This window comes from Pseudoxanthomonas sp. 68-E7, assembly GCF_057773145.1.
Map to the genome: position 1 here is coordinate 314,766 of NZ_JBYMTI010000002.1, position 12,614 is coordinate 327,379.

Sequence of the window (12,614 nt, forward strand, 5' to 3'; positions counted from 1 at the left end):
ACGGGGCTGCGCTATCCTTCCATGAAACGGAAAGGATGACGCACGTGCGCGAGCTGTACCCCGATATCGAGCCCTATCGCACCCACCTGCTGGCGATGGACGACCTGCACACGCTGTACATCGAGGAATGCGGCAATCCCGACGGCCTGCCGGTGCTGTTCCTGCACGGTGGCCCCGGCGCGGGTCTGTCGGCCTACCATCGGCGCTTCTTCGATCCGGCGCGTTACCGCATCGTGCTGTTCGATCAGCGCGGCGCCGGCCGTTCGACCCCGCCCGCCGAGCTGCGCGACAACACCACCTGGCACCTGGTCGCCGACATCGAACGGATCCGCGGGCACTTCGGCATCGAACGCTGGGTGGTGTTCGGCGGCTCCTGGGGTTCCACGCTGTCGCTGGCCTATGCGCAGGCGCATCCGCAACGCGTGCTCGGACTGGTGCTGCGCGGCATCTTCCTGGGCCGCCCGGGCGAGCTGCGCTGGTTCAACGAACTGGACGGCGGCGCGCGCTGGATTTTCCCCGAGCGTTGGGAGAACTACCTGGCCCACATCCCGGAAGCCGAACGCGACGAGATGGTCGAGGCCTACTGGCGCCGCCTGGACAGCCCGGATCCGGACGTGCAGCTGGCCGCCGCGCGCGCCTGGAGCAATTGGGAGGGCGGCAGCACCACCCTGATCCACGATCCGGAGGAAGCCGGCAACTTCGAGGATCCGAAGGTCGCCGTCAGCGTCGCCCGCGCCGAAGCGCACTACTTCCGCCACCACGTGTTCCTGGAACCGGATCAGCTGTTGCATGGCATCGACCGCATCCGCCACATTCCTTCCACCATCGTGCATGGGCGCTACGACATCATCTGCCCGATGAAGAGCGCCCACGATCTGGCGCAGGCCTGGCCGGAAGCGGAGCTGCGGGTGGTGCTGGCCGGACACAGCGCCGCGGATCCGGCCATCGTCGACGCGCTGGTGCAGGCCACCGACGCGCTGGCCGACCGGTTCGCCTGACCGCGCATGCGCCGGCATTTCAAGACCCTGGCCGACGGCGCGCTGATCGAGTTCGACCGCGGCCAGTTCGATGACTGGTGCGTCTACCTGACGCCACCGGGCTCCCCCCGCTTCGCCCCGCGCGACGCCTGGTACTTCGGCGAGCTTCAGGCGCTGGCGGAACGCCATGGCGCCTATCGCCTGTACGAGGATTTCGTGCGTGTCTACGACCGCACCGGCGCCCAGGCCAGTCCCGCCGTGCTGGCCTGGATCACCGGGCTGTCGGCCGCCTATGGCGAGGACGCGCTGCTGGTGGACCAACTGTTCACCATCCTCTACGCCGGCATGGTGGCGGAGGAAAACAAGGCCAACGGTCCGCTTGGCCGGCGCATCAAGCGGCTGGGCATGTACCAGGCGCTGATCGAGGGCATGCCGGCCACGGAGGCGGCGAACTACAGCCGCAATATCGACGCCCGGCGACTGGATGGCGAGTGTCGCCGGCGAGGATTCTGAATTCGGCGCGACGGCAATCGAAACCACCCGCCAAGATGTGAAAACAGGAAGGGCCGCTTGCGCGGCCCTTCCTTTCATTGCACGGCTATCGCGATGCTCAGGAACGCACCGGCAGCACCCGGATCTCGACCCGGCGGTTGAGCGCGCGGCCGGAGTCGGTGTCGTTGCTGGCAATCGGATAACGCTTGCCCATGCCGACGATCTCGAAACGCTCGCGGACCAGGCCCTGGCCGATCAGGTAATTGCCGACCGCCGCGGCGCGCTGTTCGGACAGGCGCTGGTTGACCGCGTCGGTGCCGATGCTGTCGGTATGGCCGGTCACTTCCACGATGGTCTGGTTGTACTCGGACAACGTGCGGGCGACGTTGTTGAGCGCCGGATAGAACTGCGGCTTCAGATCCGCCTTGCCGAAATCGAAGGTCACGCCGTCCGGCAGGTTGAGCTTGATCACGTCGCCATCGCGGCTGACGTCGATGCCGGTGCCCGCGGTCTGGCGACGCAGTTCGGCTTCCTGGCGGTCCTGGTAGGCACCGATGGAGCCACCCGCCAGGCCGCCGACGCCGGCGCCGATCAGCGCGCGCTGGCGGCGATCGGTCGCGTCCTTGCCACTGAGCAGGCCGACGGCCGCGCCGATGCCGGCGCCGATCAGCGCGCCGGTGCGCGTGCGATTGGGATCATTCGGATCATTGGTCTGGCCGGTGTAGCTGGCGCAGGAACTCAGCATCACCGCGGCACCCAGCGCGATGAGCGTGGTCTTGACGGCGTAATTCTTCATGGACATCTCCTCGTCGTATGGGAACGCATCCCGGCAATCATCCAGCGCCGGCAAAAATACCGGCTCCGTTCTGTCTGATAGCTAAAGCGCCGTGAAGATCCGGAAAAGCATGCGCCTTCCTGTTCAGCTTGCTTGCGCGGCGTCCTCCAGCAACGATACAGCCGCACCCGCGTCGAGTGCGTAATCCCAGTTCCCCATCAGCGTCAGGTACAGCAGCTTCTCGAACTCCGGCGCGAAACGGCGGATCACCGCATCGGGATCGGGTACGAGCTTGGCATCGGCAATCAAGCCGAAATGCACCCGCCCGTTGTAGCTGAGGATGGAGACGCCGATGCCGATCGAACCGGTCTGCGGCACCCAGAACATCATGTCGCGGACCCGGCTGCCGCCCATGTAGAGCGGTTGCTGCGGCCCGGGCACGTTGGTCGCCACCGCGGTGGCCTTGCGGCTGAAGAGTTCCAGCGCCACGCCCTGCAGGGCCGCCGGCGCCATTCCCAATGCGGCAAGAAGTCCAAATGCAACAATCGCTTGCCTTGAATTCTTCAAGTCATTCATGCAGCCAGCCACGCGCTCCAGCCGGCGGATCGGGTTGGCCTCGCCAACCGGCAGATCCAGGAACACCAGGCCGAAGTGGTTGCCCAGCTTGCGGGCGTGTTCCAGCGGACGCAGGTTGACCGGCACGGTGGCGCGCAGGGTCACGCCATCGATCTGTTCCCCGCGTTCGAGCAGATAGCTGCGCAGCGCACCCGCGGCGGTGGCCATCAGTACGTCGTTGACCGTGCAGTCGCAGGCCCGCCCCACCGCCTTGACCTCTTCCAGGTCCAGCGGCTCGGCCCAGGCCACCCGCTTGCTGACACCCAGCGGACCACGCAACAGCGTGGGCGGATCATCGGACAGCGCCAACGCCGCCAACAGTTCGCGGCCAATCTCGCCGCCCTCCTTCGCCAGCATCGTCGCCAGGCTGGGGTCCCGGTACATCTCCATGCCCTTACCGAGCATCTTGCCGCCCAGCTTGACGTAGCGATCGATGGCGCCGACCCGGCGCACCACCTCCACGCCGTCCTGCTTGAGCCAGGCCGCGCGCAGTTCGCTGCTGCGCTCGGGCTTGCGGGTGGTGTCGGTCAGCGACAGCAGCACCTGCACCAGCGCGATGCCGTCGGCATAGCTGTGATGGATGCGCGCCACCAGCGCCGAACCACCGCGATAGCGTTCGACCAGATGGAATTGCCAGAGCGGCTTGGTCTTGTCCAGCGGCGTGGATGCCATCTGGCTGACGAAGCGCTCCAGCGCGCGCTTTTCGGACTCCGGATCACTGCGACCGGGCAACGCCGACAGGCGGACGTGCCAGTCGATATCGAAGTCGGTGTCCTCCACCCAGGACGCGCCGGCGGCGGTATCGATCGCCTTCTGGCGAAAGCGCGGATAAGCCAGGAAGCGCCTGCGCACGACGTCCTTGAGCCGTTCCAGCGTCAGCGGCTCGTCGAACATCAGCACGCCGGTGATCATCATCGGATTGGTCGGCCGGCACATCCGCAGCCAGGCGGTATCGACCCGCGACATCGGTTCGCGCCGTGGCTTGCCCGGCCCCTTCTTCGTCGCCATGCTGCCCTCCGTTCCCTGGCTCGAGTGAAGCATGGGGCCACGAAAGGCGTCAACGCGCGCTCAGCCTCCGCTGGCCCGGTAGGCGGCCAGCGCCGCTTCGCGGCCGGTGGCCAGGTCCACCAGCGGAGCACGCGGATAGTCCGGTGCCAGTCGCGCGGCCCGGTCAGGCGATTCCCAGGGCGCGAATCGCGCTGCGGGTGGCAGGCCACGCAGTTCCGGCACCCAGCGGGCGATGTACTCGCCCCGTGGATCGAACCGGCGTGCCTGGGTGACCGGATTGAATACGCGGAAATACGGCGCGGCATCGGCGCCGGTGCCGGCGGTCCACTGCCAGCCGAGCGTGTTGTTGGCCAGATCGGCATCGACCAGCGTGTCCCAGAACCAGCGCGCGCCATGCGACCAGTGCAGCCGCAGGTGCTTGGTCAGGAAACTGGCCACGATCATCCGCACCCGGTTGTGCATGTAGCCGGTTGCCCACAATTCGCGCAGGCCGGCGTCGACGATGGGTACGCCCGTGCGGCCCCGCTGCCAGGCGGCCAGCATGTCGGGCGTGGGCGTTGCCCAGGCGAAGCCGTCGAAGCGCGGATTGAGGTTGTGATCGCTGGTCCGAGGGAAGTGGTGCAGGAGATGCCAGGCGAACTCGCGCCAGCCGAGTTCGCGCAGGAAGGCCTCCACCTCGGCGGCATTGGCCGCGGTCCGTGCCCGCTCCAGCGCGGAGGCGATCCGCCAGGGTGCGATCTCGCCGAAATGCAGGTGCGGGGACAGACGCGAAGTGCCCACGCGATCCGGACGGTCCCGATCCCCGCGGTAGCCGCGCAGCGCGCCGTCGACGAATACTTCCAGCGCTTCCCGCGCGCCGGCTTCGCCGGGTTGCCAGTGGTTCCAGAAACCCCGATCCCAGGGGACGGAAGGTGCCAGTTGCAATGAAGCCAACGGCACTCCGTTGGCGATGGCGCACGACGGCAGACGATCCGGCGCATTCCAGCTCGCGGACGGGTGCCAACGCGATCGCGCGGCCCGCCAGAATGGCGTGAAGACCCGATACGGCGTGCCCTGCCCGGTCGCCAGATCCCAGGGCTCGAACAGCAGGCCACCGTTGGCGCTCTCCACCCGCAGCCCCTGCTCCCGCAGTTGCTTCTTCAGGGCCGCGTCGCGCGGCTGGGTGGCGGGCTCGTACTTGCGGTTCCAGAACACCGCCCGCGCGCCGCTTTCATTCAGGAGGTCCTGCAGTGCCGCCGCGGTCGGGCCCGTGCGCAGATGCAGTGCCGAGCCCCGCGCGCGCAGGGCCGCATCCAGCGCGGCGAGCGAGCGATGGCGCCAGGCGTTGGACGCCGCGCCCGGCGCCCAGCCACCCTCTTCTTCCGGCGCATGGATGTATACCGGCAACGGGGTGTACCCTTCGTCCAGCGCCATCCGCAATGCCGGATTGTCGTCCAGGCGCAGATCGTTGCGGAACCAGACGAGGGCGGTCGGCATTGCGCCGATTACTCGAAACTGCCGATGGAATCGTGCGCCAGGTTGTCGAAGCGCGTGTACTCGCCGAAGAACTTCAGCTTGCACGAACCGGTCGGGCCGCTACGCTGCTTGCCGATGATGATTTCGGCCAGGCCCTTGTCCGGCGAATTTTCCTTGTTGTAGTAGTCGTCTCGGTAAATGAACACGATCATGTCCGCGTCCTGCTCGATGGCGCCCGATTCACGCAGGTCGGCCATCACCGGGCGCTTGTCGGTCCGCGTTTCCAGCGAGCGGTTGAGCTGGGACAGCGCGATCACCGGCACGTTGAGTTCCTTGGCCAGGCCCTTGAGCGAGCGCGAAATCTCGGAGATTTCGGTGGCGCGGTTCTCGCTGTTGCCGGGCACCGACATCAGCTGCAGGTAGTCGATCACTACCAGCCCAAGATCATGTTCGCGCTTGAGCCGGCGGGACTTGGAACGCAGCACTTCCGGCGACAGGCCGGGAGTGTCGTCGATGAAGATCTTGGTTTCCTTGAGCATCCGGATCGCGCTGGTCACGCGGCTCCAGTCCTCGTCCTCCAGCTGGCCGGTGCGCAGGCGGGTGGCGTTGATGCGGCCATTGGAGGAAATCAGGCGCAACGCAAGCTGCGCCGCGGACATTTCCATCGAGAACACCGCCACCGCCTTCTTCGACTTGATCGCGGCGAACTCGGCGATGTTGAGCGCGAAGGTGGTCTTGCCCATGGCCGGACGCGCGGCCAGGATGATCAGGTCGGTCGGCTGCAGGCCGGCGGTCATCTGATCGAATTCGGTGTAGCCGGTCGGCAGGCCGGTGACGTTGCCGCCGTTCTCGAAGCGGCTCTGCAGGACCTCGAAGGCATCCTTCAGCGCCGAGTTCATGCCGACGAAATCAGTGCGCCCACGCGCGCCGGCCTCGGCGATGGCGAACACCTTCTGTTCGGCCACCGCCAGCAATTCGTTGCTTTCCCGGCCCTCGGGCTGGAAGGCGTCGTTGACGATGCCGGTGCCGACATCGATGAGCTGGCGCATCACCGCCTTGTCGCGGACGATTTCCGCATACGCGACGATGTTGGCCGCGGACGGGGTGCTGCTGGCCAGTTCGATCAGGTAGGCGCCGCCGGCGACCTGCTCCAGGTGGCCCTGCGACTCGAACCATTCGCCCAGTGTCACCGCGTCGTAGGGCCGGTTGCGTTCGGCCAGTTCGCTGATGGCGCGGTAGATCAGCTGGTGATCGCGGCGATAGAAGTCGTTGTCGGTGAGCTTGTCGTTGATCCGGTCGTAGGCTTCCGGCGCCAGCATCAGCCCGCCCAGCACCGCCTGTTCCGCCTCGATGGAGTGCGGCGGCACCCGCAACTGTTCGATACGCGCATCCTGCGGGTCGTTGCGGAAACCTGGGCGTGCGGACATGGGGGCGACGGACTCCTGTGGCCGATGCGGGGCGAACGGAACGGGATTGGACATGGTAGTCGCTCCACCGTCAGGCGGTTGCAGATAACCATGTGGATAACCGGTGGGCATCTCAGCATCCGAGACGACTCCGGTGTCGGCGGTGTTGCGCCGACGGACGGCGAGGCATCCACCCGGCGGTGCGGGAGCCACAAATGGAAACGGGCGCCGCGAGGCGCCCGTTCCGGTGCGGCACGGCCCGGATTATCAGGCTTCGGCTTCGACGACCACCTTGATGGGGGTTTCGACGTCGGCGTGCAGCTTGGCGATGACTTCGAACTCGCCGATATTGCGGATCGGGCCTTCGCCCATCACCACTTCGCTCTTTTCCAGCGGCAGGCCGATGGCGGTGAACGCGTCGGCGATGTCGCGCGGGCCCACCGAACCAAACAGCTTGCCTTCGGTCGAGGCGTTGGCCTTGATGGTGACGCTGGCACCTTCCAGCTTGGCACGACGGCCTTCGGCGTCGTCATGCACGGCCTTGGCCTTGGCTTCGTACTCTGCGCGCTTGGCTTCGAACTCGGCCAGGTTGGCGGCGGTCGCCGGCACGGCCTTGCCCTGCGGCACCAGGTAGTTGCGGCCGTAGCCGGGCTTCACGTTGACCTTGTCGCCGAGGACGCCGAGGTTGGTCACTTTCTGCAGAAGAATCAGTTCCATCGTATTGCTCCGTATTCGTTAGCGGGAATGGCCCGCAGCGTGGGCTGTCCGAATGACAGTGAAGAAAGAGAACCTCCCCTCGCGGGGAGGTCCTGCCGCCGGACGCCTGGGCGCCCGGCCATCGACACTTACACGTCGTGGTTGTCCGTGTACGGGATCAGCGCCAGGAAACGCGCGCGCTTGACCGCCGTGGCCAGCTGGCGCTGGTAGCGGGACTTGGTGCCGGTGACGCGGCTCGGGACGATCTTGCCGGTCTCGGTCAGGTACTGGCGCAGGGTGTTGAGATCCTTGTAGTCGATCTCCTTCACACCTTCGGCCGTGAACTTGCAGAACTTGCGGCGACGGAAGAACTTGGACATGGGCGTGCTCCTTAAGCGGCTTCAGCGTTGTCGGAGGATTCGGCGGCAGCTTCGGTGCTCTCGCCTTCGTCGTCGTCGCGACGGCGGCGCTCGCCACGCTCCGACTTCTCACCCTTCTCGTCCTTGTTCTTCATGATCAGGGACTGTTCGGTGTCGGCGCCATCGCGCTTGATCACCAGGTGACGCAGGATCGCGTCGTTGAAGCGGAAGGTTTCCACCAGCTCGTTCAGCACGGACTGGTCCGCCTCGATGTTGAGCAGCACGTAGTGGGCCTTCACCAGGTTCTGGATCGGGTAGGCCAGCTGACGGCGGCCCCAGTCTTCCAGGCGGTGGATCTTGCCGTTGCCGTTCTCGATCAAGCCCTTGTAGCGCTCGATCATCGCCGGCACCTGCTCGCTCTGGTCCGGATGGACCAGGAACACGATTTCATAGTGACGCATCGTTTTTACCTTTCGGATGTGGGCCCGGCGGCCTCGCGGCGCCGGGCGGGACAGCTCCCCGTCGCCCGGCGGGCGCGGTGGAGCAAGGACCCCTTCCGTTCAGGCGAACGGCAGGGAGCCCGAAATTATGGCAGCTCAATGACTTGGAGGCAAATGGCGGGCTGGGCGGGAGGGATCCGGCCGCGGGCCGGGGGGCGAAGGCCGGCGGTGCCGATCCGGCCGCGAACCGGCGTTCACGGGGGAAGCCGCCGGAGCCCGCCCTCTTGCAGGGCCCTGTTCCACCGCCGATGAAGGCCGGTGACCCTCGGTTTCCCAACAGTCACCCTGTTGGTCGATGGACAGCCGGTCGTGGGAAGGGGTCCCAGCCTTCGCTGGGACGACGGCAAAGGGCGGGATCCTTTTTGACTGTCCTGTGGTGCCCCTCGCCGACCGGGGATAGCCGGTCGCCGAAATGGGGCCCAGCCTTCGCCGGGACGACGGTGCGACTCTCCTTGATCCGCATCCCGCCCGTTTCCCCCGGCCAGGTCCAGGCAGGGGAAAGATTCGTCATCCCGGCGAAGGCCGGGATCCATTGTGATTTGCGCTGCCGCCCCTGGACGGCGGCCACCGTGCCATGGCCGCGGCACGGCGGGGCACCGCCCGTGCCGGAACCTTCCGGCCTCAACGCCCTTTCTGCTCCACGATCCAGGCGTCGATGCGTTTCTCCAGCGCCTCCAGCGGGACCGAGCCGGTGTTGAGCACTTCGTCGTTGAAGGCCCGCAGGTCGAACTTCGGCCCCAGCGCCTTGGCCGAGCGCTCGCGCAGCTCGGAGATCTTCAGCTGGCCGATCTTGTAGGCCAGCGCCTGGCCCGGCCAGGCGATATAGCGATCGATCTCGTTGACGATGTCCTGGTCGGTCTTGGCGGCGTTGTCCTTGAAGTAGGCGATGGCCTTCTCCCGGCTCCAGCCCATCGAATGCATGCCGGTATCGACCACCAGCCGTACCGCCCGCCACATGTCGTAGGTCAGCTGGCCGAAACGGTCGTAGGGATCGTCGTACAGGCCCATGTCGTAGCCCAGGCGTTCGGCGTACAGGCCCCAGCCCTCGCCGTAGGCGACGAAATAGGCGGTCTTGCGGAACATCGGCAGGTCGGGCAGTTCGATGCCGCGCGCCATCTGGAAGTGATGGCCGGGCACCGCCTCGTGCAGCGACAGCGCCATCATCTCCCACTTCGGCCGGGTCTCCGGCTTGTACAGGTTGACGTAGTAGTACCCCGCCCGACTGCCGTCGGCGGCGCCGGGCTGGTAATAGGCGGTGGTGGTGTCGGGCGCGGCGTTGTCCGGGATCGGGCGCACGCCGTAGGGCAGCCGCGGGATGGTGTGGAAGGCTTTGACCAGTTCCGGGTCGATCCGCTTGGAGAGCGCCTGATAGGCTTCCAGCAGCTCGGCCGGGGTCTTGTGGAAGTACTTCGGATCGCTGCGCAGGTGATCGAAGAAGGCATGCAGGTCGCCCTGGAATCCCACCTGCGCCTTGATCTTCTCCATCTCGGCGCGGATGCGCGCGACCTCCTTCATGCCGATCGCATGGATCTGCTGCGGGGTCAGCGGCGTGGTCGTGTAGTAGGCGGCCATCGCCGCATAGAAATCCTGCCCGTCCGGCAGATCCGTGGCGGCGATGCTGGCGCGGCTGGCCGGCAGGTAGTTCTGGTCGAAATAGGCCTGCAGCTTGCGATACGCCGGCACCACCCGCTCGCGGATGACCTGCTGGGCTTCCTGGCGCAATCCGGCCCGGTCGGCTTCCGGCACGCCGTCGGCGAACTTCAGGAACGGCCGGTAGAACGGACTCCTGGCCGGGTCCTCGACGATCTGCGCGGCAATCTGCGCCGGCACCCGCTGCATCAGCACCTTCGGCGGCAGGTAGCCTTCGGCCACGCCCCGCTGCATCAGCACCAGGGTCTGGTCGATCAGCGTGTCCAGGCCACGCAGGCGGGCGATCCAGTTGCGATAGTCCTGCGTGCTGGCGAACGGCACCACTTCGGCCATGCCGTCGGCCAGTTGCACGCCGCCCTGGTGGCCGATGGGTTGCAGGTATTCCTTGAAGCGCTGGCGCGACACCGCCTGCTGCAGGTTCCACTCGAAGGTGTCGTAGTTGAGCTGGTCGGCCGGCGACAGGCCGTCGCGACCGATCGCGCGCAGCTTCTCCAGCGCGGCCCGGTCATTGGCCTCGATACGCGCGATGGCGGCCAGGCTGCGGTCGCTCCAGCGGTCGTTGTAGCGGTTGTCGCCGTTGTAGCTGGCGTTCTCCGGGCTCTCCCGCAGGCCGCGCTCCCATTCGGCGGCGAACAGCGCTTCCAGCGCGGCATGCTTGTCGGTGACAGGCTTCGCACGCAGCGGCGTGGCAACGGTGGCGGCCACCAGCGCGGCCAGCATCAGTGAACGGAACATCAAGGCTCCCCGTGCGGAAAGCCTCGAAGCTTAACGTCTACCCCGGCTTGCCGGCAGTGCCCGGCGCGGGTTCCCGGGTTCCGGCCTCAGGCGGCGTCGGCCTGGGTGGTGAAGCTCTCGCCGCAGCCGCATTCGGCGGTGGCGTTGGGATTGCGGAACAGGAAGGTCTCGCCCAGGCCCTGCTTGGCGAAGTCGATCTCGGTGCCGTCGACCAGCGCCAGGCTGTCGGCGTCGACATAGATGCGCACGCCGTCGAACTCGAACACGGTGTCGCCTTCGCGCTCGTCGCGGGCCAAGTCGGCGACGTGGCCCCAGCCGGAGCAACCGGTGCGGGCGACGCCGAAACGCAGGCCCAGCGCGCCCGGGGTCTGCGCGACGAAACGCTGCACGCGTTCCAAGGCGACGGGGGTCAGGGTGATGGCCATGTGTTCCTCCAGGCGGGATATCGATTATAGGCCGTGGGCAGGGCGTTCGGCCCGCCGCTCCGGTAAACTCCACCGTTCCATAAATAGTCCTGTTACGGAAGGATTCAAGTCATGACGGTGGTGAGCGTCGAACATGCGCTGGCGGGCAAGATCCCGGCCGGTGGCGAAGTCACGGTACGCGGCTGGGTGCGCACACGGCGCGATTCCAAGGCGGGCCTGTCCTTCGTGAATGTCAGCGACGGCTCCTGCTTCGCGGCCATCCAGGTGGTGGCGCCCAGCGACCTGGACAACTACGAGTCCGAGATCAAGCGCCTGACCGCCGGCTGCGCGGTGATCGCCACCGGTACCCTGGTGCCCTCGCAGGGCCAGGGCCAGAGTTTCGAGATCCAGGCCAGCCGGCTCGAGGTCATCGGCTGGGTGGAGGATCCGGAGACCTATCCGATCCAGCCCAAGGCGCACTCGCTGGAGTTCCTGCGCGAGGTCGCCCACCTGCGTCCGCGCACCAACCTGTTCGGCGCGGTCACCCGCATCCGCAACTGCCTGGCCCAGGCCGTGCACCGGTTCTTCCACGAGCGCGGCTTCTACTGGATCAGCACGCCGATCATCACCACCTCCGACGCCGAGGGCGCGGGCCAGATGTTCCGGGTGTCCACCCTGGACGTGGCCAACCTGCCCCGCGACGGCAAGGGCGCGGTGGATTTCTCGCGCGATTTCTTCGGCAAGGAAACCTTCCTGACCGTGTCCGGCCAGCTCAACGTCGAGGCCTACTGCCTGTCGTTGAGCAAGGTCTACACCTTCGGCCCGACCTTCCGCGCAGAGAACAGCAACACGACCCGCCACCTGGCCGAGTTCTGGATGATCGAGCCGGAAATCGCGTTCGCCGACCTGGCCGCCGACGCGGACCTGGCCGAGGACTTCCTCAAGTACCTGTTCCGCGCGGTGCTGGACGAACGCGGCGACGACATGGCGTTCATCGCCGAACGCGTGCAGCCCGACGCGATCACCCGCCTGGAGACCTTCATCAACGCGCCGTTCGAGCGCATCGACTACACCGATGCCATCGGCCTGCTGCAGAAGTCCGGCAAGAAATTCGACTTCCCGGTCGAGTGGGGCCTGGACCTGCAGACCGAGCACGAGCGCTGGCTGACCGAGCAGCACGTCGGCCGTCCGGTGGTGGTGATGAACTATCCCGAGCACATCAAGGCCTTCTACATGCGCCTGAACGACGACGGCAAGACGGTCGCCGCGATGGACGTGCTGGCCCCGGGCATCGGCGAAATCATCGGCGGAAGCCAGCGCGAGGAGCGCCTGGACGTGCTGGACGCGCGCATGGCCCAGTTCGGCCTGGACCCGGCGCACTACGGTTGGTACCGCGATTTCCGCCGCTACGGCACGGTGCCGCACGCCGGTTTCGGGCTGGGTTTCGAACGGCTGGTCGTGTACGTGTGCGGCCTGACCAACATCCGCGACGCCATCCCCTACCCGCGCGCGCCCGGCAGCGCCGAGTTCTGAGCCGGAGCG

The 12,614-nt window shown here is 66.8% G+C and carries 12 protein-coding genes; 3 read left to right on the top strand and 9 right to left on the bottom strand.

What is annotated here, in order from left to right; genetic code table 11:
- Window positions 1-44 precede the first annotated feature (44 nt).
- Together pip and AC3DE2_RS06020 are read left to right on the top strand one after the other, a co-directional pair.
- On the top strand, window positions 45-998 hold the full coding sequence (pip, locus tag AC3DE2_RS06015) for a prolyl aminopeptidase (protein WP_488425454.1): 954 nt from the start codon (window positions 45-47) through the stop codon (window positions 996-998).
- Between the two features lie 6 nt (window positions 999-1,004).
- A complete protein-coding gene (locus AC3DE2_RS06020; RefSeq protein WP_295383022.1) occupies window positions 1,005-1,490 on the top strand; it encodes a DUF7004 family protein in 486 nt (161 codons plus the stop codon).
- Between the two features lie 97 nt (window positions 1,491-1,587).
- On the opposite strand, the gene AC3DE2_RS06025 is transcribed toward AC3DE2_RS06020, so the two are convergent.
- The 9 genes from AC3DE2_RS06025 to AC3DE2_RS06065 all read right to left on the bottom strand — a co-directional run bounded on the left by AC3DE2_RS06025 (window position 1,588) and on the right by AC3DE2_RS06065 (window position 11,093).
- Window positions 1,588-2,265 (bottom strand): YiaD family glycine zipper/OmpA-like lipoprotein, encoded by a 678-nt coding sequence (locus AC3DE2_RS06025; RefSeq protein ID WP_295383023.1) that lies wholly within the window; start codon window positions 2,263-2,265, stop codon window positions 1,588-1,590.
- 123 nt (window positions 2,266-2,388) lie between these two features.
- The gene (locus tag AC3DE2_RS06030) at window positions 2,389-3,867 is read right to left on the bottom strand and encodes a WS/DGAT/MGAT family O-acyltransferase (RefSeq protein WP_295383024.1); all 1,479 of its coding nucleotides are present in this window, start codon (window positions 3,865-3,867) and stop codon (window positions 2,389-2,391) included.
- A 60-nt stretch (window positions 3,868-3,927) separates the two neighbouring features.
- Window positions 3,928-5,343, bottom strand: a complete 1,416-nt coding sequence (locus tag AC3DE2_RS06035) for a cryptochrome/photolyase family protein (RefSeq protein WP_488425455.1) — start codon at window positions 5,341-5,343, stop codon at window positions 3,928-3,930.
- An 8-nt stretch (window positions 5,344-5,351) separates the two neighbouring features.
- On the bottom strand, window positions 5,352-6,749 hold the full coding sequence (locus AC3DE2_RS06040; RefSeq protein WP_447102008.1) for a replicative DNA helicase: 1,398 nt from the start codon (window positions 6,747-6,749) through the stop codon (window positions 5,352-5,354).
- A 246-nt stretch (window positions 6,750-6,995) separates the two neighbouring features.
- A complete protein-coding gene (rplI, locus tag AC3DE2_RS06045; RefSeq protein ID WP_295383028.1) occupies window positions 6,996-7,445 on the bottom strand; it encodes a 50S ribosomal protein L9 in 450 nt (149 codons plus the stop codon).
- A 128-nt stretch (window positions 7,446-7,573) separates the two neighbouring features.
- On the bottom strand, window positions 7,574-7,804 hold the full coding sequence (gene rpsR, locus AC3DE2_RS06050) for a 30S ribosomal protein S18 (RefSeq protein ID WP_079726029.1): 231 nt from the start codon (window positions 7,802-7,804) through the stop codon (window positions 7,574-7,576).
- A gap of 11 nt (window positions 7,805-7,815) precedes the next feature.
- Window positions 7,816-8,244 carry a 30S ribosomal protein S6 gene (gene rpsF, locus AC3DE2_RS06055; RefSeq protein WP_295383029.1) on the bottom strand — a complete coding sequence of 143 codons (429 nt, stop codon included), beginning with the start codon at window positions 8,242-8,244 and terminating at the stop codon, window positions 7,816-7,818.
- Window positions 8,245-8,904: 660 nt separating this feature from the next.
- Window positions 8,905-10,668, bottom strand: a complete 1,764-nt coding sequence (locus AC3DE2_RS06060; RefSeq protein ID WP_488425456.1) for a DUF885 domain-containing protein — start codon at window positions 10,666-10,668, stop codon at window positions 8,905-8,907.
- Window positions 10,669-10,754: 86 nt separating this feature from the next.
- On the bottom strand, window positions 10,755-11,093 hold the full coding sequence (locus tag AC3DE2_RS06065; RefSeq protein WP_295378435.1) for a HesB/IscA family protein: 339 nt from the start codon (window positions 11,091-11,093) through the stop codon (window positions 10,755-10,757).
- Between the two features lie 111 nt (window positions 11,094-11,204).
- On the opposite strand from AC3DE2_RS06065, the gene asnS reads away from it, so the two are divergent.
- A complete protein-coding gene (gene asnS, locus AC3DE2_RS06070; protein ID WP_488425457.1) occupies window positions 11,205-12,605 on the top strand; it encodes an asparagine--tRNA ligase in 1,401 nt (466 codons plus the stop codon).
- Window positions 12,606-12,614: the final 9 nt, after the last annotated feature.

What these genes read in the sequence shown, in the direction of transcription:
- AC3DE2_RS06025 (WP_295383023.1), bottom strand. Translation starts at nt 2,265, where the DNA reads ATGAAGAATTACGCCGTCAAGACCACGCTCATCGCGCTGGGTGCCGCG.
- AC3DE2_RS06035 (WP_488425455.1), bottom strand. Translation starts at nt 5,343, where the DNA reads ATGCCGACCGCCCTCGTCTGGTTCCGCAACGATCTGCGCCTGGACGAC.
- AC3DE2_RS06060 (WP_488425456.1), bottom strand. Translation starts at nt 10,668, where the DNA reads ATGTTCCGTTCACTGATGCTGGCCGCGCTGGTGGCCGCCACCGTTGCC.
- rplI (WP_295383028.1), bottom strand. Translation starts at nt 7,445, where the DNA reads ATGGAACTGATTCTTCTGCAGAAAGTGACCAACCTCGGCGTCCTCGGC.
- AC3DE2_RS06030 (WP_295383024.1), bottom strand. Translation starts at nt 3,867, where the DNA reads ATGGCGACGAAGAAGGGGCCGGGCAAGCCACGGCGCGAACCGATGTCG.
- rpsR (WP_079726029.1), bottom strand. Translation starts at nt 7,804, where the DNA reads ATGTCCAAGTTCTTCCGTCGCCGCAAGTTCTGCAAGTTCACGGCCGAA.
- AC3DE2_RS06065 (WP_295378435.1), bottom strand. Translation starts at nt 11,093, where the DNA reads ATGGCCATCACCCTGACCCCCGTCGCCTTGGAACGCGTGCAGCGTTTC.
- AC3DE2_RS06040 (WP_447102008.1), bottom strand. Translation starts at nt 6,749, where the DNA reads ATGTCCGCACGCCCAGGTTTCCGCAACGACCCGCAGGATGCGCGTATC.
- asnS (WP_488425457.1), top strand. Translation starts at nt 11,205, where the DNA reads ATGACGGTGGTGAGCGTCGAACATGCGCTGGCGGGCAAGATCCCGGCC.
- AC3DE2_RS06020 (WP_295383022.1), top strand. Translation starts at nt 1,005, where the DNA reads ATGCGCCGGCATTTCAAGACCCTGGCCGACGGCGCGCTGATCGAGTTC.
- rpsF (WP_295383029.1), bottom strand. Translation starts at nt 8,244, where the DNA reads ATGCGTCACTATGAAATCGTGTTCCTGGTCCATCCGGACCAGAGCGAG.